Annotated in this window: 17 protein-coding genes; 11 read left to right on the plus strand and 6 right to left on the minus strand. The window is 71.7% G+C overall.

What is annotated here, in order from left to right; all coding sequences use genetic code 11:
• Positions 1-23 precede the first annotated feature (23 nt).
• Positions 24-1,883: a cellulose binding domain-containing protein gene (locus WMF46_RS14805; protein ID WP_437986204.1), complete on the plus strand. Its 1,860-nt coding sequence runs from the start codon at positions 24-26 to the stop codon at positions 1,881-1,883.
• 95 nt (positions 1,884-1,978) lie between these two features.
• On the opposite strand, the gene WMF46_RS14810 is transcribed toward WMF46_RS14805, so the two are convergent.
• Together WMF46_RS14810 and WMF46_RS14815 are read right to left on the minus strand one after the other, a co-directional pair.
• Positions 1,979-4,546, minus strand: coding sequence for a polynucleotide kinase-phosphatase (locus tag WMF46_RS14810; RefSeq protein ID WP_437986205.1), 2,568 nt, complete (start codon positions 4,544-4,546; stop codon positions 1,979-1,981).
• Complete coding sequence (locus WMF46_RS14815; protein ID WP_437986206.1) at positions 4,543-6,042, minus strand: 3' terminal RNA ribose 2'-O-methyltransferase Hen1; 1,500 nt, start codon at positions 6,040-6,042, stop codon at positions 4,543-4,545. Before WMF46_RS14815 ends, WMF46_RS14810 begins: the two co-directional genes overlap by 4 nt.
• Positions 6,043-6,149: 107 nt before the next feature.
• Between WMF46_RS14815 and WMF46_RS14820 the strand changes: the two genes are divergently transcribed.
• Both WMF46_RS14820 and WMF46_RS14825 read left to right on the plus strand, forming a co-directional pair.
• Positions 6,150-7,184, plus strand: a complete 1,035-nt coding sequence (locus WMF46_RS14820; RefSeq protein WP_437986207.1) for a sensor histidine kinase — start codon at positions 6,150-6,152, stop codon at positions 7,182-7,184.
• Entirely contained in the window at positions 7,181-7,936 is a 756-nt protein-coding gene (locus WMF46_RS14825; protein ID WP_437986208.1) for a LytR/AlgR family response regulator transcription factor, read from the plus strand. The genes WMF46_RS14820 and WMF46_RS14825 overlap by 4 nt, the downstream gene beginning before the upstream one ends.
• Here the strand turns inward: WMF46_RS14825 and WMF46_RS14830 are convergent.
• On the minus strand, positions 7,920-8,987 hold the full coding sequence (locus tag WMF46_RS14830) for a serine hydrolase domain-containing protein (RefSeq protein ID WP_437986209.1): 1,068 nt from the start codon (positions 8,985-8,987) through the stop codon (positions 7,920-7,922). The two genes, WMF46_RS14825 and WMF46_RS14830, sit on opposite strands and share 17 nt — an antisense overlap.
• A gap of 273 nt (positions 8,988-9,260) precedes the next feature.
• On the opposite strand from WMF46_RS14830, the gene WMF46_RS14835 reads away from it, so the two are divergent.
• From WMF46_RS14835 to WMF46_RS14865, 7 genes are all read left to right on the plus strand, one after another.
• The gene (locus WMF46_RS14835; RefSeq protein ID WP_437986210.1) at positions 9,261-10,376 is read left to right on the plus strand and encodes an STAS domain-containing protein; all 1,116 of its coding nucleotides are present in this window, start codon (positions 9,261-9,263) and stop codon (positions 10,374-10,376) included.
• A gap of 44 nt (positions 10,377-10,420) precedes the next feature.
• On the plus strand, positions 10,421-11,101 hold the full coding sequence (locus tag WMF46_RS14840; RefSeq protein WP_437986211.1) for a cation diffusion facilitator family transporter: 681 nt from the start codon (positions 10,421-10,423) through the stop codon (positions 11,099-11,101).
• A 196-nt stretch (positions 11,102-11,297) separates the two neighbouring features.
• Positions 11,298-11,654 (plus strand): hypothetical protein, encoded by a 357-nt coding sequence (locus tag WMF46_RS14845; RefSeq protein ID WP_437986212.1) that lies wholly within the window; start codon positions 11,298-11,300, stop codon positions 11,652-11,654.
• Positions 11,655-11,971: 317 nt separating this feature from the next.
• Entirely contained in the window at positions 11,972-12,301 is a 330-nt protein-coding gene (locus tag WMF46_RS14850) for a hypothetical protein (RefSeq protein WP_437986213.1), read from the plus strand.
• 1 nt (position 12,302) lies between these two features.
• Positions 12,303-13,676: an efflux RND transporter periplasmic adaptor subunit gene (locus WMF46_RS14855; protein ID WP_437986214.1), complete on the plus strand. Its 1,374-nt coding sequence runs from the start codon at positions 12,303-12,305 to the stop codon at positions 13,674-13,676.
• Between the two features lie 10 nt (positions 13,677-13,686).
• Positions 13,687-16,821, plus strand: coding sequence for an efflux RND transporter permease subunit (locus WMF46_RS14860; protein ID WP_437986215.1), 3,135 nt, complete (start codon positions 13,687-13,689; stop codon positions 16,819-16,821).
• Between the two features lie 3 nt (positions 16,822-16,824).
• Positions 16,825-17,403 (plus strand): TlpA family protein disulfide reductase, encoded by a 579-nt coding sequence (locus WMF46_RS14865; protein ID WP_437986216.1) that lies wholly within the window; start codon positions 16,825-16,827, stop codon positions 17,401-17,403.
• Positions 17,404-17,415: 12 nt separating this feature from the next.
• Here the strand turns inward: WMF46_RS14865 and WMF46_RS14870 are convergent, their stop codons facing one another.
• Together WMF46_RS14870 and WMF46_RS14875 are read right to left on the minus strand one after the other, a co-directional pair.
• Positions 17,416-19,047, minus strand: coding sequence for a hypothetical protein (locus WMF46_RS14870; RefSeq protein ID WP_437986217.1), 1,632 nt, complete (start codon positions 19,045-19,047; stop codon positions 17,416-17,418).
• A gap of 159 nt (positions 19,048-19,206) precedes the next feature.
• On the minus strand, positions 19,207-20,334 hold the full coding sequence (locus WMF46_RS14875; RefSeq protein WP_437986218.1) for a hypothetical protein: 1,128 nt from the start codon (positions 20,332-20,334) through the stop codon (positions 19,207-19,209).
• Between the two features lie 308 nt (positions 20,335-20,642).
• Between WMF46_RS14875 and WMF46_RS14880 the strand changes: the two genes are divergently transcribed.
• A complete protein-coding gene (locus WMF46_RS14880) occupies positions 20,643-22,541 on the plus strand; it encodes a hypothetical protein (protein WP_437986219.1) in 1,899 nt (632 codons plus the stop codon).
• 42 nt (positions 22,542-22,583) lie between these two features.
• Here the strand turns inward: WMF46_RS14880 and WMF46_RS14885 are convergent, their stop codons facing one another.
• Entirely contained in the window at positions 22,584-23,627 is a 1,044-nt protein-coding gene (locus tag WMF46_RS14885) for an MBL fold metallo-hydrolase (RefSeq protein ID WP_437986220.1), read from the minus strand.
• Positions 23,628-23,840: the final 213 nt, after the last annotated feature.

Here is a 23,840-nt window from a genome sequence, read left to right on the forward strand (position 1 = left end):
CGGCCGTTTTCAGGAGAGAATTCATGCGCTTTGCTAGCTTGCTGAGCTGGGGCTCAGTCTCGATCGCTTGCTGCCTGGCCGCCTGCATCAGCGCGTCTTCCGACGACGAGGAGATCCTGTCGCTGGAGGGTGAGCTGCTCAGCCCGGACTCGACGATGTCTGCGGACCTGTCGTACCAGTCGCAGTGGCCGACGGGGTACTGCGCCAACGTGACCGTGAAGAACATGAGCGCTAGGCCGAGCACCTCGTGGGGCCTTTCGATCGCGCTCAACGGAGCGACGCTGGCCAACTCGTGGAACGCGCGGATCACGCAGTCGAACGGGACGCTGAACGCCACCAACGAGAGCTACAACGGCTCGCTGGGAGCAGGAGCGTCGACGACCTGGGGGTTCTGTGCGAACGGCACGGGGAAGCCCTCGATCACGGCGGTCAACGGCAACGGGAACGGCGGCTCGATCTCGGTGAGCTCCAGCAGCAGCGCTTCGAGCAGCTCGAGCAGCGCTTCGAGCAGCTCGAGCAGCAGCGCTTCGAGTAGCTCCAGCAGCAGCTCCTCGGCCAGCTCTGGCGGTGGCGGCGCAGGTGGCAGTGGCGGCGCGGGCGGCAGCGGCGGTTCAGGCGGTAGCGGAGGCTCAGGCGGCGGGGGCGCGGGCCCTGGCTGGGACTGGGCCGGCATCATCGGGACCGGTCAGAGCCTGTCGGTCGGGGCGCAGGGGACGCCGGCCAGGGCGACCACCCAGCGCCGTCACAACCTCAAGCTCTCGCTGGGCAACGCCTCCGTGCCGCCCTTCGATCCGAGGAACGGCTCGCTCTCGATGGTGCCGCTCGTCGAGCCCATCCGCGCGCTGGCCACGGGCTACCCGAGCGCGTATCCGCGCAACATCTATGGCGAGTCGCCGCACACGGCCATGGGGGACCAGATCACGGCGCTGGTGCAGGCAGCGACGGGCGGCGATTACATCAGCGTTCACACGGTCGTCGGCGAGAGCGGACAGGCCATGTCGGTCATCCGGAAGGGCGCCACCGACACCGGCTCGACGGGTCGGGCCTACGCGGCGTCGCTGTTCGAGGCCGCCGCGATCGCCCGCCTCGCCGGCGCGGCAGGCAAGACGTACGGCGTCGGCGCGATCGTGATCACCCACGGCGAGTCGGACGCCGGCAGCTCCAGCTACAAGAACGACCTCATCAAGCTCTGGTCCGACTACAACGCCGATCTCAAGCCGCTGACCGGGCAGACCCGGTCGATCCCGATGTTCGTGTCCCAGCAGCACGCCTATCCGAGCGGCTCGAACCAGCGGTCGGCAGCCACGCTCGCGCAGTGGCAGGCCGGGATCGACCGCCCGGGCGACATCATCTGCTCGGGGCCGAAGTACCAGTACCCGTACGCGAGCGACAACATCCACATGACCGCGATCGGGTACGAGCGGCTCGGCGAGAAGCTCGGGCAGATCTATAGCGAGAAGGTCGTGCAGGGCCGCGACTGGCAGCCGCTGCAGCCGACGCGGGTCGAGCGCAGCGGTCGCGTGATCACTGTGCACTTCCACGTGCCCGTGCCGCCGCTCGCCTGGGACAGCGCGCTCCCCGCGCCGCACCAGAGCGCGCTCACCGAGTGGGCGCAGGGACGCGGCTTCGAGGTCCGCACGGCGAGCACAAGGATCCCGATCAGCTCCGTCGCGATCTCGGGCGATACGGTGCGCATCACGGTCGGGAGCGATCTCCCCGCGACCGGCGTCTGGGTCGGCTACGCCATGACCAGCGACGGCACGGCGTTCTCCGGCCGGACGTGGCGCTCGGGCCAGCTGCGCGATTCGGATCCCTTCGTCGGATCGATGACGGGGACCGCGCAGCCGAACTACGCGGTGGCGTTCGAGATGGCCGTGCCCTGAGGCCCGCCGGCGCGGCGGCTCCCTCGGGATCGTCGCCGCCGAGCTCGATGGCCAGACGTCTGGCGATGGATAGCCAGGCGTCTGGCCGACCCCCGTCACAGCCGCGGATCGACCGGCTCGCTCTCCAGCGCCAGCACCCCGAACACACACTCGTGCACGCGATGGAGCGGCTCGCCCTCCACGAAGCGGTGGAGCGCCTCCAGGCCGAGCGCGTACTCCCGCAGCGCGAGCGCGCGCTTCCCCGACACGCTCCGGTGGCGCAGCCGCGCGAGGTGCTGCGGCGCCAGGTACTCCGGCCCGTAGATGATGCGCAGGTACTCCGGGCCGCGGCACTTGATCGCCGGCTGGACGAGCCCGCGCGGGCCGCGGACCACCCACTCCCACGACTTGATCACCATGCCCTCGCCGCCGCGCTCGACCATCTCCGTCCAGAAGGCCACCGCCTGCGCCTCGCTCTGCGGGTCCGAGAGATCGACGACGCGATGCGGGGTCTCCACGAAGAACGCCGGATCGACCTCTGCGAGCCGCGCGAGCTGCCGCAGGTGGAAGCCGTGGTCCCGCGCCGCGTGCACCGCGCCCTCGCTCGCGAGCAGGTGGAACGGCGCCAGCCGGATGTCCGCCAGCGACCGCACCGGCCAGCAGTAACGCCGGTAGGCCGCCACGTACCCGTCCATCGCCGCCTTCCGGGCCGCGTGCCGATCGAGCAGCTCCCGCGCGCTCTCGTCGCGCGCGGCGGTCGTCGTGAGCGCCCGCACCGCCGCGTCGAGCGACGCGCGGCCCGACGAGCCCACGGCGGCGTACTGGCCGCGCAGGAGATCCTGCGCCTTCGCCGACCAGGGCAGGAGCTCCGCGTCGAGGCAGACCCAATCCGTGCGCAGCTCGGCCCACAGATCCGCCCGATCCATCGCCGCCCGCACCCGGTCGATGAGCTCCCGGCTCCGCGCCTCGTCCGAGAAGAACGGCCTGCCCGTGCGCGTCGTGCACACGCCGAGCGGCCCCTCGTCGAGGCGGAACCTCCGCCGCCGCGCGGCCTCGTCGCGGCACACGACGAGCACCGCGCGGGACCCCATGTGCTTCTCCTCGCAGACGACGCGGCCCACGCCGTTCTGCCGGAAGTACGCGAACGCCTCGCGCGGGTGCTCGAGCAGGCCCCCGTCCTTCGCCGTCTCGCTCGGCGACATCGTCGGCGGCAGGTAGATGAGCCACCGGGGATCCACGGCGAAGCGGCTCATCGCCTCGAGCGCCGCCGCCGCGTTCTCCTCGCGGATCGTCACCATCCCGTGCACCCGCGTCCGGATCGCGCGCCGGCCGCGCACGTCGTCGATGTCGAGCACGTCGTACGCATGCCCGCGCGCGCCGGCCTTCGGCTCGCCCACGAGCGGCGCGAGCGGCTTCGCGGGCTCGTAGTACACGCGGCGCGCCTTGACCTCGACGAGCTCGCGCTCCGGGTAGCGGAGCGCCGTGAGCGCGCCGCCGAACACGCACCCGGTGTCGATGCAGATCGTGCGGTTCTCCCACTCGGCCACCGTCGTCGGCGTGTGGCCGTAGACCACCATCGCCTTGCCGCGGTACTCCGAGGCCCAGTTGTACCGCACGGGAAGGCCGTACTCGTCGGTCTCGCCCGTGGTCTCGCCGTACAGGCAGAACTCGCGCACCGCGCCCGAGCCCCGGCCCTGGAACGCCTCCTTCACGCCCGCGTGCGCGACCGCGAGGTTGCCGTCGTCGAGCACGTAGTGGCTGACGAGCCCGTCGATGAAGTCCGCCGCCTTCGCCTTGAAGGCGTCCGTCTCCGACTCGAGCTGCTCGAGCGTCCGCTCGAGCCCGTGCGTCGGCTTCACGTCGCGCCCGCGCAGCTTCTTCAGCAGCTTCACGTCGTGGTTGCCGGGCACGCAGAGCGCGGCGCCCGACGCGACCATCGCCATCGCGAGGCGCAGCACGTCGGGCGAGCGCGGCCCGCGGTCCACGAGATCGCCGAGGAAGATCGCGCGCCGGCCCTCGGGGGGCGACACGCGCGGCGCGTCCGGCAGCCCCTCCAGCTTGTAGCCGAGCGCCTCGAGCAGCTCGACAAGCTCGTCGAAGCAGCCGTGGACGTCGCCGATGATGTCGAACGGCCCGCGCTCGTCGCGGCGATCGGTCCACAGGCGCTGCCGCTCGATCGTGGCCGCCGCGACCTCCTCGGGCGAGGAGAGCACGTGCACGTAGCGGAAGCCCTCGCGCCGGAGCTCCTTGAGCGAGCGGCGCAGCTCGCGGCTCTGGCCCCGCACGACGTGCGGGCCGAACTGCCGGTCCGACCGGCCGGCGTTGCGCGCGTGGCAGAGCTTCTCCGGCATGTCGAGCACGATGGCCACCGGCAGCACGTGGTGCTCGCGCGCGAGCGCGACGAGCGGCCTGCGCGCGTCCGCCTGCACGTTGGTCGCGTCGACAACGGCGAGCCGCCCCGAGGCGAGCCGCTTGCCCGCGATGAAGTGCAGGACCTCGAAGGCGACCGCGCTGGCGGCCTGATCGTTCTCGTCGTCGGACACGACGCCGCGGTAGTGATCGGACGAGAGGATCTCGGTCGGCTTGAAGTGCGCCCTCGCGAACGTGCTCTTGCCGGAGCCGGACGCGCCGACGAGCACGACGAGCGAGAGGGAAGGGACGATGAGGGGGGCCTGCTCGCTCACGACGCCACCTCCGTCGCCTGCGCGAGGGCGCTGCCCGCGCCGCCGTCCTGGGCCTCTCCGCCGCCCGCGCCGCCCGTGCCGCTCGTGCCGCCCGCGCCGCCCTCACGCGTGAAGATCGCCATCTGCGTCGGCGCGCCGAGCGATGGATCCATCGGGCCGATGGGCAGGTGCTCGACGGCGTAGCCGTGCGCGGCCGCGACCCCCTCGCAGAAGGCGTGGAACTCGGCGCGCGTCCACTCGAAGCGGTGGTCGCCGTGGCGGAGCGCGCCGCGCGGCAGCCCCTCGAACAGCGCGTTGTACTCGGCGTTCGGGGTGGTCACGAGGACGACGCGCGGCCGCGCGTGCTCGAAGACGCTGCGCGTGAGCGCGCCGAGCCGCGAGAGGTCCACGTGCTCGATGACCTCGACGAGGGTCGCGGCGTCGTAGCCCGAGAAGCGCGCGTCGCGGTAGGTGACCGACGCCTGGAAGAGCTGGATGCGCCGCCGCTGCTTGTCGGGCAGATCGTCGAGGCGCAGGCGGTTCTTCGCGATCTCGAGGCTGCGCATGGAGACGTCCGCGCCCGCGACGCGCTCGAAGACGCGCTCGTCGACGAGGCGCTTCAGCAGCTTGCCCTCGCCGCAGCCGAGGTCGAGCACGCTCCTCGCCTCGGCCCGGCGGAGCGCCGCGACGACGGCCTCGCGCCGCGCCTCGTCGAGGCTGATCCGCGCCTCGCCCCGGTCCTCGGGCGCGGCCTTCTCGTCCTCGGCCTCCTCGGGGCTCGCCTCGTCGTCGGCCACGAGCCGCGCGAGCGCGGCCCGGAAGAGCGGCCGGCTGTGCTTCAGGTAGCGGAGCGCGATCGCCTCGCGCTCCGGGTGCTCCGGGAGCCACCCCTTGCCCTTGGCGAGGAGGTTGTCGACCTCGGCGTCGCCCACGTAGTAGTGCTTCTTGTCGTCGAGCACGGGCACGAGCACGTAGAGGTGCGCGAGCAGCTCCCTGAGCCGGCACGTCCTCGCGAGCGAGACGCGCAGGTAGGTGCTCTGGCCCCACTCCGGGAACGCCTCGTCGAGCGGGAGGCGCTCGGCCGCGATCTCGTAGCCGAGCGGCTCGAAGAGCCGCCGGAGCAGCGCCTCTCCGCCGCGGCACGGCAGGGCCTCGATCGTGGCGGAGAGGGGGATCGGCGCGTCCGCGAGCTCCGGGCGGTCGCGGCACTTGCCGCCGAGCGCCGAGCCGAAGACCTGCGCGATCGCCACGGAGAGGAACGACGAGGCGACGTAGGGCCGGTCGTTCACGTACTGCGCGAGCGTCCCGGGCTCGCCCGCGCCGCGCCCGCGCACGAGGTCCACGGGATCGACGTCGAGCAGGAGCGCGGCGGTGCACCGCTCCTCGGTCGCCTCCGGATAGAACACGTGCGCCTTGCCGAACGACAGCGGGAACGACTGCGTGTACGCCGGGTTCTTGACGAGCAGGTAACCGAGGTCGGTCGCCGGCCGGTGCGTGGTGGTGAGCGTGAGGAGCATCGGGGGCCCGAGTCTACGCGAGAGGGACGACGAGCGACACGCTCGGCGCGACCGCACGGAGGCGGCTTCCCCGACGTGGGGGGCCCGGCGCTGCTAGCGTTGAACGGGTGACGCAGGAGCCCGCAAGCCAGGGAAAGGCTCACGTCGGCAAGGCGGTGGTGATCACCACGGCCGTGCTCTGGCTCCTCGACTGGATCGACCATGGAAGCTTCGATCCCTGGCGCGGGCTGGGCACCGCGGCGTGGGTCGCGGCGGTCCTCGGCGCGCTCACGCTGGTGGCGCGCCGCATCGAAGCGCGGCGCGCGCCGATCTGGCGTCAGCTCGTCGTGCTCGCGTTCACCGCCGGGATCGCCAGCTCCATCGCCACCACCTTCTTCTCCCTGGTCGCCGCGGCGCTGCCCGAGGTGTTCCCAGAGGGACCGCGACGGCCGCTCGTGGCCACCGCCGTCGTGGGCTTCTTCGACGGTGACGCCTTGTTCGGCTTCTGGGCCCTCCTGATCGAGCTGCCTCGACAGATCGGCGCCGAGCGGAGGCTCGAGGACGAGCGGCGCGCGCTGCGCCAGGAGGTCGAGCTCGCGCACATCCGCGCCGCGCTCGAGCCTCACTTCGTGTTGAACACGCTCAACACGATCGCCGGCCTGGTGACCGAAGAGCCGGCCGAGGCTCGCACCCTGATCGCGACGCTCGGCGACCTGCTGCGGGACATCATGCAGGGATCGCGGCGATCCCATCACACCGTCCGCGAGGAGGTGAGCTGGCTGCGGGGCTTCGCGCGCATCCTGGAGTCCCGGCACTTCGGGCGGCTCGCGTTCGAATGGGACGTCGACGCCTCGGTGGACGACTGCGTGCTCCCGGTGCTGCTGCTCCAGCCCCTGCTGGAGAACGCGGTGCACCACGGCGCGCTGCGCCGGCGGGAGCGCGGCCGTGTCGTCCTGCAGATCACCGGGGAGGCAGGACACCTGCGCTGCGCCGTCGAGGACGAGGGCCCCGGCTTCGACCTGGCCGCTGTCCCGCCGGAGGGGCGGGGGCTCGCGCTGGTGCGGCGCCGCGTCGCCCTGGAGTCGGCCGACGCGTCGCTGAGCATCGACTCGAAGCCCGGCCGGACGCGCCTGGAGGTCACGCTGCCCAGGAGGACCGCATGAAACAGCTCTCCGCTCTCGTCGTCGAGGACGAGTGGCCGGCGCGCAACTTCCTCGTGGAGCTGCTGCGCGATACAGGGAGCTTCGGCTACATCGCCGCGGTGACGGACGTCGAGGCGGCTCGAGAGGCGCTCGATCGGTTGGAGCTCGGCATCGACGCCGTCTTCGTCGATATCCGGCTCGTCGATCGCCCTGGAGACACGTCGGGCCTCGACTTCGCCCGCTCCCTCTCGGCTCGCGCGAGCCCGCCGGCGGTGGTGCTCGCCACCGCTCTGGCGCACCACGCGCTCGATGGGTTCGAGATGGGCGCTGTCGACTATCTCCTCAAGCCGTTCACGCTCGACCGCGTCACCACGTGTGTGGCGCGGCTCCTCGAGCGACGCCGGGCGCCGTCCCCCAGCGCGGGAAAGCCGCGCCTGGTCGCGCGAAAAGACGACCGCCTGGTCTTCCTGGACCTCGACGGCATGCTGGCGTTTCAGGCGGCGGAGCGGCTCACCTATCTCCACCACGTCGAGGGCGTGTTCTCGGTGGACCTCTCGCTCAACGCGCTCGGGGCCACGCTGGGCGACCGTGTCCTTCGCGTGCACCGCAACTGGCTCGTCGCCCCTGCGTACGTGCGCGGGCTCGGCCGGCTCGACGGGGAGCTGATCCTCGAGGTCGGTCCAAGTCTCCGCGTGCCCGTCTCGCGCGATCGCGCGCGCGAGGTCCGGCAGCGGCTCCTGGAGAACACCGTCGGCATCACTCTGCCCGACTGAGCTGGCCTCTCTCGGCCGAGAGGACCAGCTTCGCCAGCTCGATCCCGAAGCCCTCGATGTCAAACACGTCGTACGTGTTCGTCCCGAGGATCACGCGCGTGTTCGCCGCCGGGCAGTCGACCGCAACCCCTCCAAGGCCATAGTCCCCGGCGCCGGCCACGGCGTAGACCGTCTTGCCCTCCAGGTCGTGGGCGCCGCCCGAGAGGTAATGCGTCTCGTACGACGCGAATGCGGCCGGACCGAGCACCTCCCCCTTCCAGACGGCGACCAGCCAGCGCTCGAGGTCGGACACCGTCGTCACCAGCCCGCCATTGCCGACGAGCGACCAGGTGTACGGCCATCCGGCGGGGTCGTTCTCCCCGAAGGTCGAGGCGTCGTATCCGATCGCGGTGTCGACCTGCTCCCAGATCGGGTCACCGAAGAACCCGCTCTGTCGCATGTGGGCGGGAGCGAAGAGCTCGTCACGCACGTAATCCATGAACGCTCGTCCCGAGACGGTCTCCACGACGTCGGCGAGCAGCGTGTAGCCGGAGTTCGAGTATTGCTCGTCGCTCCCCGGCTCGAACAGCAGCTCCTGCGCGAAGATCCGCTGGCGTGCTTCGAGCCGCGTCATCGGCTCGAAGTCCCCCTCCGTGTCGTGGTACTCGTCGAACCCGGCGCGGTGCTGGAGGATCTGAACGAGCGTGATCTCGGCCTTGTCGGCCGGCACGTCATCGAAGAGGGTCGCGAGCGAGTCGGTGACCGCGAGCGCGCCGTCGCCTTCGAGCTTGAAGATGGCCGTCGCGGTCAGGTCCTTCATCACGGAGCCGAAGTCGTACGCCGTGCCGGCGACGTTGGGGATGTTGCTGTCTCGATCCGCCAAGCCGTAGCCGCTCGCGAGCACCTCGGCCCCATCGACCGTGACCAGCACCGACCCGGAGAAACCGGCCGCGGCCGCGTCCGAGAGACGACGCTCGAGCTCCTCGCGGAGCTCGTCCCGCTCGGGAAGTGCGGTCGAATCCCCGCTGCACGCGGTTTGTGGGACAGCCAGCGTGACCAGGCCGGCTGCCATCAGCCATTGCGAGATTGGTTTCATGCCGCGCCAGACTGCCAGCCGGGCTCGCGAAGATCAGGGACGAACGGACGAGCGCCAGGTTCTCGGCCACGAGCGGCGGGTTCTGCGGGACGAGCACGTGGGGGCGGCGGCGGCCCGTCCCGAGCCCCAGAGCGCCGTCTTGGCCGGATCGAGGACAGTCGTGGCTCGCCCGTCGAGGGCGACGCGCGCCGGGTCGAGCCGGTACACTGCGGCAGGCGGGCGGGGGGCGCTCGTGGACCCGGAGAATTTATGAGCACAAGCTCTGAGCTTCTGGACAAGAAGATCCGCGTCGTCGTCGGGGGAATGGCGATCGAGTGGGATCTCGAGAACGGGCAGTGCACCTGGGCCGGCGTCCCCTCGGTGTCGATGTTCCTGCCGAGCAGCGTGGTTGGGCTGATGTCCGGCTTCCAGCGGATGGCGGGGACCGAGCGCTTCAACCTCGCCGTGGAGAGCGGCGGGCGGCTCAGCATCGACGACGACTGGAGCTACATCTCCGGTTATCCGACGTTCGAGGAGGGCTTCAAGGCGCTCGGCGTCGGCGCGGCCACGGCGGGCTGGGGTGTGTGGCACGTGCTCTCCCTGGACAGGGAGCGGAAGGAGGCCCGCTTCCGCGTGGTGAACGGGTGGGAGTCGGTCTACCAGAAGGAGCTCGATGTCTGCTGGGGCAGCAGCATGATCGCGGGCAAGCTGGCCGGATACTGCACCCGGCTCTTCGGGGAGGAGTGCGACGTCGAGCAGACGTCGTTCGCCGCCCGGGGCGACGCCCACGACGAGTTCACGGTGCGTCCCGCCACGACCAGCCTGGAGGACCGGCTGCAGCACCTGCTCGACGAGGAGCGGGCGACGAAGACGGATCTGGCCATCGCGCTGCACAAGCTGAAGCGCGAGGTCGAGGAGCGCGCCCGCATCGCCGAGGAGCTCCAGCGGACCGAGCAGGAGCTCCGCGACAAGCTGTCGCTCATCGAGCGGCAGCAGCACGAGCTCCGCGCGCTCGCCACCCCGATCATCCAGGTGTGGGATGGCGTGCTGACGCTCCCGTTGATCGGCACGCTCGACGGCGTGAGGGCCGGGGTGATCACCGAGGAGCTGCTCGACGCCATCGTCAGGACAGGCTCCCGCTATGCGATCCTCGACATGACCGGCGTGGACAGCATCGACGGCGAGACCGCCGATCACGTGATCCGGATCATCCGCGCGGTCGAGCTGCTCGGCGCCAAGGGGGTCATCACCGGCGTGCGCCCCGCGGTGGCCGCGCTGATCACGTCGCTCGGCCTGGAGCTGTCCGCCGTGACCACGCTGCGGAACCTCCGCGAGGGGCTGCGCATGTGCATCCAATCGCTCTCGGACAAGGCTGCAGGGGTGTAAAGACGGCGGCTGGCCCGTCGATCCCTGCGAGGTGGAGGCCTGCGATGGAGATGATCAAGGAGGCGAGCTGCAACCACTGCACGAGCTGCTCCTCGGAGACGGAGGAGCGAGGGCGCCCGGAGCACGTGACGCTGGCGCTGCGGCTCGAGTACCTGACCGTCGGCTGGAACGTCGTCGAGGGCGTCGTCGCCGTGACGGCGGCCGTCCTCGCCGGGAGCGTGGCGCTCCTCGGCTTCGGCATCGACAGCTTCGTCGAGTGCGCCTCCGGCTTCGTGATGATCTGGCGCCTCCGCGCGGAGAGAACACGCCGGCTGACGAGCCAGGCCCTCGATGCCGTCGAGCACCGAGCTCAGCGACTCGTCGCCTCGTCGTTGTTCTTGCTCGCCGCCTACGTCGCCTTCGATGCCGGTCAGGCGCTCTGGAACGGCGAGCGGCCCGAGTTCACGCTCGCGGGGGTAGGGATCACGGGTCTGTCGCTCCTCGTGATGCGCTGGCTGGCGCGCGCGAAGCGTCGCGTGGCTCGGCGGCTCGGCAGCCGGGCCATGGAAGCGGACGCCTTCCAGACCACCGCCTGCGTCTGGCTCTCGCTCGCGACGCTCGCCGGGATCGGGCTCAACGGGGCGCTCGGCTGGTGGTGGGCGGACCCGATCGCTGCCTTGCTCATCGCCGTTCTCGTCGTCAAGGAGGGCGTCGCGGCGTGGCGCGGCGATCACGGCTGTTGCTGAAGGCGTTTCCTGGCCTGGATGAGGCTCTCCGGATGTCGAGGCACAGGAGCGCGGGGCTGCTCCCTCGTGCGGGTGCCCCATCGAGATCTTGCCAGGGATTGCATGTCGCGCCCGGTCATCCGGCATCGTCGATCGCGCGGCCTGGCGGCTGTTGTGGCTCGCGCCGCTCGAGACACATGGTAGGCTCTGTCGGCTCGTGACTCGGCAGCGAAGGCACCACCCACGCTCCAGGTGGACGCGGCGGCTCGTCCGGCTGCTCTCCGTCCTCGTGCTCGCCCTGCTCGCGAGCCAGCTGACGGTGGCGTACGCCTTTGTGGCCGTCGACGACTGCGGTGAGTCGTGTCCCGACGATGACGACGAGGGGGACTGCCCCTGTCCCCTGGACTGCGCCTCGGGGTGTTGCGCGGCGAGGGTGCCGGCCGTCCCGCCCTCGCTCATCGTGCCGGTCTTGCTCGCGCCCTCCTCCGCGGACCTTGCGCTGCTCGTGTCCGAGCGCGCCCCTCCATCGCCAGAGGTGCGCGAAGTGTTCCACGTCCCAAGGCACCTCGCCTAGCACGGCGCTGATGGCCGCTTCGCGGCCCGAGCCGTCGATCGCGCTTTTGCGAGCTCCACATGGGCCTTGCCGGCCCCCGGTGGCCTCAGCGCGGCGTGGCTCAGCGCCCTGCTAGTTCCGAGCGGAGGGCGTGATCGCGGCGCGCGTCGTCGCGCGCCCGCTCCAGCGCGTCGGTTCAGCGCTGATCTACCCAGCTTGCGCGCCGCGCTCGCGGTCAGATCGGCGGTGGTGGCGCCGCTGCGCTGGCGCGCGAGAGCGACCGCATGCCCGAGGCTCGTCCGTCACGTGACGTCGTGAACAACAAGGAGAAAAGTCCCATGAAGTTTCGTTCCATCTCGCTCGTGATCTGTGTCTTCGCCCTCGGTGCTGCGTCGTGCTCGAAGGAAGCGCCGAGCGCTGGCAAGGCCGCGCCCGAGCAGACGCAGGCGAAGGCGGCGCACGCGCCGGCCGACGTGAAGCCCGGCTCCCACGAGGACTGGTGCGGAGAGCACGCGGTGCCCGAGTCTCAGTGCACCCGCTGCAACCCGGATCTGACCCCGGCCTTCAAGGCCACGGGCGACTGGTGCGCGGAGCACGGGCTGCCCGAGTCGCAGTGCCTCAAGTGCAACCCTGACCTGAAGATCGTCCGGCCGCCGAAGGGGAGCTGACATGCCCGGCCGCGTTCACATCGTGGTGCTCCTGCTCCTCGCGGCCAGCTCGGGGTGCGGGTCCAAAGGGTCGAAAGGGACCGACCTTGCCGCGCAGGAGAAGGCTGAGGCCAAGCCCAAGGCCGCGGCGGCCGTCGAGGGCGCCATGTGCAAGGAGCACGGCGTGCTGGAAGCCCTCTGCACGAAGTGCAATCCGAGGCTCGTCCCGGTCTTCCAGGCCAAGGGAGACTGGTGCAAGGAGCACGAGTTTCCGGAATCCATCTGCCCCATCTGCCACCCCGAGCGCGGAGGCAAGCCGGCGGCCGACGTGGCGAGCGACGGCGCGCCTGCCGACGGGACGAAGGTCAAGCTCAAGACCAAGGACACGGCCCGGCTCGCCGGCATCCTCACCGCGAAGGCCGTCGAGCGTCAGGGCGGCGGCGGCATCCCCGTGACCGCCAGGATCGTCTACGACGCGCTCAAGGTGGCGGAGATCAACGCCCGCGCCCCGGGGGTCGTCCGGCAGCTGCACGTGGACGTCGGCGCGGAGGTCAAGAAGGGTGCGCCGCTCGCGATCATCGACAGCGCAGACGTGGGTGCGGATCGATCGCGGCTGGCCAGCGCGCAGTCGCGCCTCACGATCGCCGAGGAGAACCTGAAGCGCGAGGAGCAGCTTGAAAAGGAGGGGATCTCGTCGCGCCGGAGCGTCCTCGCCGCGCAGCAGGAGCTCGACGCCGCCCGCGCCGAGCGCGCCTCCTTCGCGGCCTCCCTGGCCGTCGTGGGCGCGAGCGCGGGCGGGAGCGGGGGCTACACGCTCACGACCCCGCTCGCCGGCGTCGTGACGCAGCGAAAGGCCACCGTGGGCAGGTTGGTCGGCGTCGAGGAGACCTTGTTCGAGGTGGTCGACGTCTCGAGCATGTGGGCCGAGCTCGACGTCCCCGAGACCGATCTACCGGCCGTCTCGCTGAAGCAGCCGGTGGTCATCGAGGTCGACGGCATCGAGGGGCGCGAGCTCAGAGGGGAGATCACGTACGTGGCGCCGGCCATCGACCCGGCCTCGCGCACGGCCAAGGCGCGCGTCCCGCTCGCGAACCCGGGCGGCGCGCTGCGGGCCAACATGTTCGGCCGGGCGCGCATCCTCGCCCCATCCCGCGCGGCGGTCGTTGTGCCCCGCGCCGCGGTGCAGCGCGCGAAGACGGTGAAGCTCGTGTTCGTGCGGCTCGCGGACGATCAGTTCGAGGCGCGGCGGGTCGAGGTCGGGGCGACCGAGGGCGACCTTGTCGAGGTGACCAGGGGCGTGCGCCCGGGCGAGGAGGTCGCGACCGAAGGGAGCTTCCTGCTCAAGACCGAGACGCTCAAGGAGAGCATCGGCGCAGGCTGCTGCGGCGAGGACTGAGGCGCGGGCCATGCTGAACGCCGTCATCACCTGGTCGCTCCGCCACCGTTTCCTCGTGATCCTGGCCTCGATCGGCCTCTCCCTGGCGGGCATCCTCGCGTTCCGCCGCCTGCCTATCGACGCCTTCCCGGACACGACGCCTGTGCAGGTGCAGATCAACACCGTCGCGCCTGCCCTCTCCCCGGTCGAGATCGAGCGCCAGATCACGGCCCCCGTCGAGCAGGCGATCTCGGGATTGCCCAGGATCGAGGAGGTCCGCTCGCTCTCCCGCTTCGGCCTCTCGCAGGTCACGGCGCGCTTCGAGGACGACACGGACATCTACCTGGCCCGCCAGGTCGTCATGGAGCGGCTCCAGACCGTGACGTTGCCGCCGGGGATCCATCGCCCGGAGCTCGGCCCGGTCGCCACCGGGCTCGGCGAGGTGTTCCACTACGTGGTCACGGGCAAGGGCAAGTCGCTGAGCGAGCTGCGGACGGTCCACGACTGGGTCATCGCGCCGCAGCTCCGCTCGGTGCGCGGCGTGGCCGAGGTGAACGCGTGGGGCGGCGATGAGCGGCAGATCCAGGTGCTCGTCGACCCGGCGGAGCTCACCGCGCGGGGGCTCTCGCTCCACGACCTCTCCGAGGCCCTGGAGCGCAACAACGCCAACGTGGGCGGGGGCAACCTGGACCAGGCCGGCGAATCCAGCCTGATCCAGGGCATCGGCATCGCCACGCGCGTGAGCGACATCGAGGACATCGTGGTCGCCGCCAAGGGCGGGGCGCCCATCCGGGTGCGCGACGTCGCCCGGGTGGTCGAGGGGCGCGAGATCCGGCGGGGCGCTGTCACCGCCGACGGCCAGGGCGAGGTCGTGCTCGGCCTCGGCTTCATGCTGATGGGCGAGAACAGCCACGACGTCACGACGCGGCTCAAGGCGCGCCTTTCGGAGGTCGAGAAGAGCCTGCCACCCGGGGTCGACGTCGCCGTCGTGTACGACCGCACCGAGCTCATCGACAGGGTGCTCGGCACCGTGGAGAAGAACCTGCTCGAGGGCGCGCTGCTGGTCGTGGCGGTGCTCTTCGCCTTCCTCGGCAACCTCCGCGCCGGGCTCATCGTGGCCTCGGCCATCCCCCTGTCGATGCTCTTCGCGTTCGACCTCATGCTGCGCGCGGGCGTCGCGGGGAGCCTGATGAGCCTCGGCGCGATCGACTTCGGCCTCGTCGTCGACAGCTCGGTGATCATGGTCGAGAACTCGGTCCGGCGGCTCTCCGAGGATTCGAGCGACCGGAGCACGACAGAGGTCGTGCGCGACGCCTCGATCGAGGTCCGCAAGCCGACGATGTTCGGCGAGCTGATCATCATGATCGTCTACCTGCCGATCCTCGCGCTCGAGGGGGCGGAGGGGAAGCTGTTCCGGCCGATGGCGCTCACCGTCATCTTCGCGCTCATCGGCTCGATGATCCTGTCGCTCACGCTCATGCCGGCGCTCGCGAGCCTGCTCCTGCCGCGCCGCATGAAGGAGCGCGACAACGTGCTCGTGCGCCTCCTCAAGCGGGCCTACCGGCCCGTGCTGCACCTGGCGCTGAGGTGGCGCTGGGCGGTGCTCGCCGGCGCCGTGCTGCTCCTCGGCAACGCCGCCTTCCTCGCGACGCGGCTCGGCGCCGAGTTCGTGCCGCGGCTCCGTGAGGGCACCCTCGTCGCCAACACCGTGCGGCTCTCGGGGGTCTCGGCGGGCGAGTCGATCCGCTACGGCACCCGGCTCGAGCGGGTCCTCCTCGACAGGTTTCCGGACGAGATCGAGCGCGTCTGGACGCGCACGGGCACCGCGGAGGTGGCGACGGACCCGATGGGGCTCGAGCTGTCCGACATGTTCATCACGCTCAAGCCGCGGGAGGCATGGAAGCGCGCCGCCACGCAGGACGAGCTCGTCGAGGCCATGGAGTCCGAGCTCGCGGGGATGCCGGGCATGCGCGTCATCTACACGCAGCCCATCGAGATGCGGGTCAACGAGATGGTCGCGGGGATCCGGGCCGATCTCGGGGTGAAGCTGTTCGGCGACGACTTCGACACGCTCAAGCAGAAGGCGCGCGAGATCGAGGCCGCCCTCAAGACGATCCCCGGCGCCGCGGACGTCGTGACCGAGCAGGTGACAGGCCAGCCCGTGCTCGAGATCGAGGTCGACCGCGCCGCCATCGCCCGCCACGGCATCGCGGCCGCCGACGTCCTGGATGTCGTCGAGGCGCTCGGCGCGCGGGAGGTGGGGCAGCTCCAGGAGGGCGAGCGCCGCTTCCCCGTGGTGCTGCGCATCGACGATCGCTACCGGGAGGATCCCGCCTCCATCGGCCGCATCCTGGTCACCGCGGCCGGCGGGGAGCGCATCCCGCTCGCGCGGCTCGCGAAGATCCGCTCGACCGAGGGGCCGGCCGCGATCAACCGCGAGTGGGCCAAGCGCCGGATCGTCGTGCAGGCGAACGTCCGGGGCCGCGACGTGGGCACCTTCGTCGAGGAGGCGAGGGCGAGGCTCGATCGGGAGGTCGAGCTCCCGCCCGGCTATTACGTCCGCTTCGGCGGGCAGTTCGAGCACCTCGAGCGGGCGCAGGCGCGCCTGCTCGTCGTCGTGCCCATCGCGCTCGGGCTGATCCTGCTCTTGCTCTACTTCACGTACGGGCGGCTCCTGGATGCGGTCCGCGTCTTCACGGGCGTCCCGTTCGCCGCGATCGGCGGCGTCGTCGCGCTCTGGCTCCGCGATCTGCCGTTCAGCATCTCCGCGGGCGTCGGGTTCGTTGCGCTGTCGGGCGTCGCGGTGCTCGGGGACATGGTGCTCGTCTCGACCATCCGGCAGCTCACCGCGGCCGGGATGCCGGTGCGGGACGCCATCGAGCTCGCGGCCGAGCGGCGCCTCCGCCCGGTCCTCATGACGGCGCTCGTCGCCTCCCTGGGCTTCGTGCCGATGGCGCTGAACACGGGCGTCGGCGCCGAGGTCCAGCGCCCGCTCGCGACCGTCGTGATCGGCGGCGTGATCTCCTCCACGCTGCTCACGCTGCTCGTCCTGCCGGCGCTCTACAGCGTGGTCGGCGGAAGGCTCCGCGCGGACGCCGCCGGCGAGGCGGGCGCCTCCGAGCCTCCGCGGCCCGCCGGCCCGGCCCTGTCGCCTGCGGCGGAGTAGCCGGTGCGCGCGCGCTCCCGCCTCCGCGCGATCGCCGCCGCCGCGGGCGTCCTGATCCTCGTCCAGGCGCTCGCCGTGGGGCTCTACTGGGCCGTGGAGCGCCGCCGCGGCGCCGAGCGGCCAGGTCGCCCTTTCGCGGTCGAGCGGCTCCACGACGGCCAGCGCATGCCCGACGCCGCTTTCGAGCAGCCGGACGGGACCTCGCTTCGCGCGGCCGCCCTGCGCGGCCGGCCTGTGCTGCTCCACTTCTGGGCCACCTGGTGCGCCCCCTGCCGCGCCGAGCTCCCGCGCTTGCTGGAGCTCGGCCAAGAGCTGGAGAGGGCCGGCAGGCTCCAGGTCGTGGCCGTGAGCGTCGACGAGAACTGGGAGGTCGTGCGCGCCTTCTTCGGGGGCGAGGTTCCTCCCGGCGTCGTGCGGGCCGGATCCCCTGCGGTGCAGCAGCGGTTCGGGGTCTCGACGTTGCCCGACACCTTCCTGGTCGAGGCGGACGGCAGGATGTCCCTCCGCTTCACGGGCGCGAGGGACTGGCGAGCGCCCGAAGCGACAACGCTGCTGCTTGGACAGCAGCCGCCAGCGCCCTGATCGCGCTTCCCGCTACTCGGCGCCCCCGGCAGACACCGACGAACCATCGAGGGAGCCGCCTGCGCCATTCGTGCCGCCTGCGCCATTCGTGCCGCCTGCGCCATTCGTGCCGCCTGCGCCATTCGTGCCGCCTGCGCCATTCGTGCCGCCTGCGCCATTCGTGCCGCCTGCGCCACCCGAGGCATTCGTGCCGCCGGTGCCATCCGTGCCGCCGGAGCCATCCGTGCCGCCCGCGCCATTCGTGCCGCCTGCGCCACCCGAGGCATCCGTGCCGCCCGCGCCATTCGTGCCGCCTGCGCCACCCGAGGCATTCGTGCCGCCTGCGCCATCCGTGCCGCCCGCGCCATTCGTGCCGCCTGCGCCGCCCGCGGCATCCGTGCCGCCTGCGCCACCCGCGCCACTCGTGCTGCCTGCGCCACTCGTGCTGCCTGCGCCACCGGAGGCATCCGTGCCGCCTGCGCCGCCCGCGGCATCGGCGCCGCCCGTTGCATCGGCTCCACCGGTGCCATCCGCGCCGCCCGTTCCACCGGCGCCGCCACCACCACCCGTACCGCCTGTGTCGGGGTCCTCCAGGGGGAAATTCTCGTCGAGGCACAAGCGGCCTTCAGGCGTCAGGGTGCAGACCTCGCCTTTCGCGCAGGCCCTCTGGCCCCTCGGGCACTTCGTCACGTCGAAGAGGCAGAATCCGTTGGTCTCCACGCCGAAGAACACACACGAGGCGTGCGGCAGGAGGCAGTCGCTGTGGCTGTTGCACGCGGGCGCGCACATTCCGAGGTCACCAACCCCGGGCTCGGCTGCCAGAGGATACAGGCAGAGACCGCTCTCCAGCCCTCCGCAGTCCTCGTTGGCGACGTCCCCGCCGAGCCCGCACAGCTCGGCGCACACGCCGACGTCGGCGCCGATGTCGATGCACCACCCCGCGCAGGGATCCGTGTCGTCGGCTTCGAGCGCGCACGCGGCGCCCGCCGGCAGCCCTTGCGTAGGCTCGTCGATGCAGATGTTCAGGCGGGGATCGCAGACCCGTCCGCCGCACTGGCTGTCCGATCCGCAGTTCGGCATGCACACGGACACATCGTCGATCTCCTCGCAGCGCAGCTCCTCGCGGCCGCGGCACTTCGTCGGATCGAGCTCGTCGACGATGGTCTCGAGCGGCGGCTCTCCCGGGGTGCAGCCGAGAAGGCAGAGGCCGTCGAAGCACGCGCTGCCTTCGCCCTCACAATCGCTGTCTCCCGTGCACGTGGTCGTGCAGTACCCGCCCGCCGGGCCTCCGCCGAGGAACTCGTCGCCCGACTCCGTGAAGCAGAAGCCGCGCCGGCCGCAGTCCGCGTCCCTCTCGCACCGGGCGCCGAGCCCCCGCCCTTCGCCTGAGCCGCCGTCGCCTGAGCCGCCGTCGCCTGAGCCGCCGTCGCCGCCCCCGGCGCCGCTCTGGGCGCTGGAGCCGCCGTCGTTGCCGTCGGAGCCGCCGTCGCCCGAGCCGCCGTCGCCCGAACCGCCATGGCCCGCCGCGCCCGCGCCGTTGCTGCCGGCGCCCGCGCCGTCGCTCGTCGATGTGCCTCCCGTGCCTTCGTCGGAATCGTCAGAGCAGCCGAGAAATCCCGTCGAAACGGCGACCGTGGTGAGCAAAGCCGCCGCAATTCTTCGCATTCTCATCGCTGTCACCCGAACCAGGAGGCCGTGCCCCCATCGGGCGCGCCATCGACTGATTCACAGACGGTACCGGAATCGGCGCCTCTCCAACATCGGCAAACCGCCTTGTGCCGGCGTTCGCTGCCCCCCGCCGGGCCACGCGGGCGCGGCCCCGCCTCAGAGCCGCACGAGCAGCCCAAGAAACCCGGCGAACGTCGGTCTCCCCGCGGTGCCGAGCCGCTCGCCGCCGAGCGTCACGACGGCGCGGGGCTCGGCGAAGATCGCGTGTGCATCCACCAGGAGGGCCGCGCGGTCGGTCAGGCGCAGCCCGGCGCCCCCGCCCAGGGCCGCGGCGACCGACCAGACATCGCCCGTCGCGCTCCGCAGCGGCGGCAGGGGATCACCGCTGACGAACAGGTGAATTCCGCCCACGCCGGCCGAGAGCACAGGCCAGATCGCGCCGCCCGTGTCCAGCGCCCATACCGCCTCCAGAAAGGCCATCTCCTGACGGACCGACACCGTGCCGAGCTCGCCCTCGAGCGTTGGCCCCAGCGTCGGCCCGGCGAACGTCAGCCGCGCCGCGAGCCCCGCGGGCAGCGCGCCGCCGCGGCCGTCCGCGCCGACCCCGTACGACAGCCGCAGCGCGGGCCCCAGCGCCGGCCCGACGCCGTCTGCGCTCAGGAGCGCCACGAAGCCAGCTTCCACGCCCACGCCCGCGAGCATCCCGGCCCGCTCCGGCGCAGGGGGCATCCCGGCCCGCTGCCGGACGGGCGCCATCCACCGCCGCACGTCGTCGGGAACGGCGGCGCCGCCGTCCTCCGCGGCGCGCCCCTGCGGCTCCTGCAGGCTTGCCTCCAGCAGGCTCGCCTGCAGGAGCTCGACCGCGCGCACGGCCATCACCGACGGCGCCGCCGCGCCGGCCGCCTCCACGGCGCGCACCACCGTCTTCTGCGTCACCCGATCGACGATCCAGAGGTCGGCGGTCGCGCCCGTCCGCGAGCGGACGATCGTCGCGGCCGCGAACGCGTCCGCCTCCTTCGCGGCGCGCTCCAGCCCTGCGCGCAGATCGCCCTCGGGCGCTCGCATGACGCGCACCACCTCGAACCCCGCCGCGCCGAGCTCGGCCCGCAGGCGCGTCGCCGCCTCGAGCACGAGCGGGTCGTCCACGCCGGCCTCGACGATCACCACCCGTGACGCGGCCGCCTCCGCCTTCCGTGAGGGCGCGCCGGGCGGCGCCGCGTCGGCCCGCGCCGCGGCGGGCGCCGACGCGAGGAGGAGCCAGAGCAGGAGAGTGAGGGAGCGCACGCGCCAGGGCTCTATCAGATCGCAGGCGTGGGTGGAGGCGCATCGCAGCGAACGGGACGGGGGCCAGGGAGAGGGGAAGGGCCCAGGGAGGGGAGAGGGGGCATGGGGCCCGGCGACGCACCCGAGGAGCCGAGCCACGGGGATCCCGCAGCGTCCGTCCGGACGGGCCACGACCGAGAGGACCTCCACGGTGCGGCGCGCTCTCGCGGAGGAGCGTCGATGGGCATAAGCTCGAGTGGGCCCCAACCTGCCGTCGATGCGCCGCCGCAGGGATCAGGGGCGACCGCGCCGATCGAGGGGGAAACGCCATGGCAGATGGGGAGATCGACGATCTGCAGCAGCTGCCGTCGCGCCAACTCAGCGGCTCGGAGTCGAAGCGCGACGGCGGTCCGCTGGTGCTCGTGAGCCCGACGACCGGGGGGCGGCAGGGGCAGTCAGGTCATCCGGAGGCCTCGCCGGAGGCAGGGCAGCCTCCTTCCAGGCCAGAGCGGGCGCGGCGGCCGCCCGGCGGGCGAGGGGACGTACGGCAGGCGCCGCCCGCCGAGGAGATCGAGCTCGTCAACAAGACGGCTCGCCGGATCTGCATCAGGCGCGATGGCAGCGATCTCGTCGTGGCGCCTTTCGACGTGGTGCGCACGACGGAGACGGCGGCGCAGGGGCTGGATCTGAGCGTCTGGATCGAGCGTGGTTATGTGGAGAAGCGCGCCCCGGTCCAGGCCGAAGAGCCGAGCCTCGACGCCGCCGCCATCGCGGGGGTGCTTGTCCTCGGGGGGCTCACGTCGCTGTTCATGGTCACCCTGGACGGCTGGGCCCGCCTGGCCTTCGGCACGGTCGGCGTCGGGATGATCGCGTTCACCGTGTTCCCGTCGCTGGAGCGCTGGGCCCAGCATCGCCATCGCAGCACCGCGTTGATGCTGCGCGACCAGTTCTGGCGCGCGATCGGCATGCTGGCGGTGTGCCTTGTGGGGTTCGGCATCCCCGCCGCCACGGTCCTCTTGCAGGCCGAGACGCGCCTTCACGAGATCTTCACGTTATCGATGCGCAGCATGGCGCTGCTGCTCCTCTTTGCGCTGTTCATCGGCGCCGCGGCGACGTTGCCCGCGCTCCTGTTCTTTCTGTTCGCGGAGCAGCGCCGGAACGTGGTGAAGGAGCAGTTTCACCGCGACGTGCTGCGGCTCGACCCCGCGCTCCGCACGATCGACGAGGCGGAGCGGGCCTATTCTCCGCTGATGAAGGACGCGCTGGACACCCGGCGCGGTCCGCTGTTCTTCGTCCCGATCATCCTCAGCACGTTCCTCCTCTCGGTCGGCTGGGTGATCTCGGCGCTGCCGACGGTGGCGTCCGTGGCGGAGACGCTGGGGGACAAGCCGGTCGAGCTTCACTCCCTGTTCATCCCCAACCGGACCGCCTTCACGTTCGCGTTCCTCGGCACGTATTTCTTCGCGCTCAACATGGTATTCCGCCGCTATGTGCGGGCGGATCTCGGGCCCAAGGCGTACAGCCACATCTCCGTGCGCATCATCATCGCCACGATCCTGGCCTGGGTCATGAGCAAGACGTTCGAGGGCGCCTCGCTGTCGGGCGGCGCGGCGCCCATCGACAACGCGCCCTGGCACCTGCTTCTGCTCGCCTTCTTCATTGGCATCGTCCCGGACACCGGGCTCGCCATTCTCCATGACCTGCTCAAGACGCGCATGGTCACCTTCTTCGTCCCGACCCTGAAGGACCGCGACCCGCTGACCCATCTCGAGGGCATCACGCTCTACGACAAGGCGCGCCTGCTCGAGGAGGGCATCGAGAACATCGAGAACCTCGCGCACCACAACCTGATCGAGCTGATCCTGCGCACGCGCATCCCGGCCCCGCGCCTTGTCGACCTCGTGGATCAGGCGATCCTGTATCTCCACGCGCGAGACGAGGCCGAGCCGGCCCGGAACGCGCCGTCGAGCATCCTTTCGAGGCTGAAGGCGCATGGGATCCGCACGGCGACCGATCTCGAGCTCTGCATGGCGACGCAGGAGACGCGCGACGCGGTGATACGGCTGTCCTCGGAGTCGCGCATCCTGCTCCTGCTCAGCGCGCTGCGGGACGACGAGTGGATGCCGCAGCTCCGGAGCTGGCGCGAGTTCCGCAAGACCTACGAATACGCCTACACCGTCGAGCAGCTCACTCCGCCCTCGCCCGGGACGAGGCCCCAGGCGGCGTGACCGCGCGAGGCGTGGCGCGGGAGCGGGGCTGGCCGCCGTCCGTCACCGCGGGCCTGCGACCGCTCGCCACCACGGGGTCGGCGCCCCGACGCGCTCGGGCTCGAACGCGGCGCCGATCCGGGGGGTCACGACGCGCGCGCCCCGCTCGGTGGCCAGGGAGAGCAGCGTCTCGGCCGGCTCGTCCCAGTCGTGGAGCCCGAGGTTGAAGGTGCCCCAGTGGACGGGCAGGAGCGTGCCGCCGCCGAGCATCTCGAACGCGGTCAGCGCGTTCTCGGGGCCGAGGTGGATGGTCCCCCACGCAGGGTGATACGCGCCGACCTCGAGCATCACCAGGTCGAAGGGGCCGTGTTGCTTGCCGATGTCCTCGAACCCGGGGAACAGCCCGGTGTCGCCGGAGAAGAAGACCTTGCGCCGCTCCGCCTCGATGACCCAGGAAGCCCAGAGCGTCGCGTTGCGGCTCGTCGGCCCGCGGCCCGAGAAGTGCTGAGAGGGCGTCGCGGTGAAGCGGACGCCGCCGACCTCCGCGCGCTCGTGCCAGTCGAGCTCGGTGATCCGCGCCGGGTCGACGCCGAGCGCCTCGAGGAGCGCGCCCACGCCGAGGGGCGTGACGATGGGGACGCGCGTGCGGGCCAGCGCCTCGATCGTCGGCGCGCAGAGGTGATCGAAGTGGTCGTGGGAGAGCAGGACCGCGTCGAGCGGCGGCAGCTCGTCGAGTGTGGCGGGGACCGGATGGAAGCGCAGCGGCCCGGCAAAGGAGACCGGCGAGGCGCGCTCGCCGAACACCGGATCGGTGAGGACCCGGCGGCCATCGAGCTCGAGGAGGACGGTGCTGTGGCCGAGCCACGTGACCCGCAGTCCGGTGTCGCTCTGCCGGGCCCAGGTCTCGTGGGGCCGCACGACGGGCAGCGGCGCGGGCGGCTCCCGCCGGCCGCGGCGGAAGAAGAACTCGCCGAGCACGGGCAGCGTCGAGCCCTTGGTCATGGTGGGGCCGGCGCCCGACGGGTTCTCGAACTTGCCGTCCTTGAACTGGGCTGAAGCGCGCGCCCGCTCGAGCCGCAGCCCTTTGCGACGCCGTGAATCGTTCATGAGGGGACGACCTCCTGCCAGGCGCGGTGCCTGGCGAGACAGAACACGACCTTGAAGGCGACCGTTCCGCAGCCTGGTCGCCGGAGGAGGCGTGGGCTCCTCCTGCTGGAGCGCGCGCTCGGCCAGGGTGGCTCGCTCACGCACCGGACGAGCTTTGCGATCGGCGCGCCGGCCGTCAAGGTCTGAACTTGACAAATTGTTCTCAACTTGTCA

Origin of the sequence: Sorangium sp. So ce117, assembly GCF_051524395.1 — a bacterium.
GTDB classification, from domain to species: Bacteria; Myxococcota_A; Polyangia; order Polyangiales; family Polyangiaceae; genus Sorangium; species Sorangium cellulosum_B.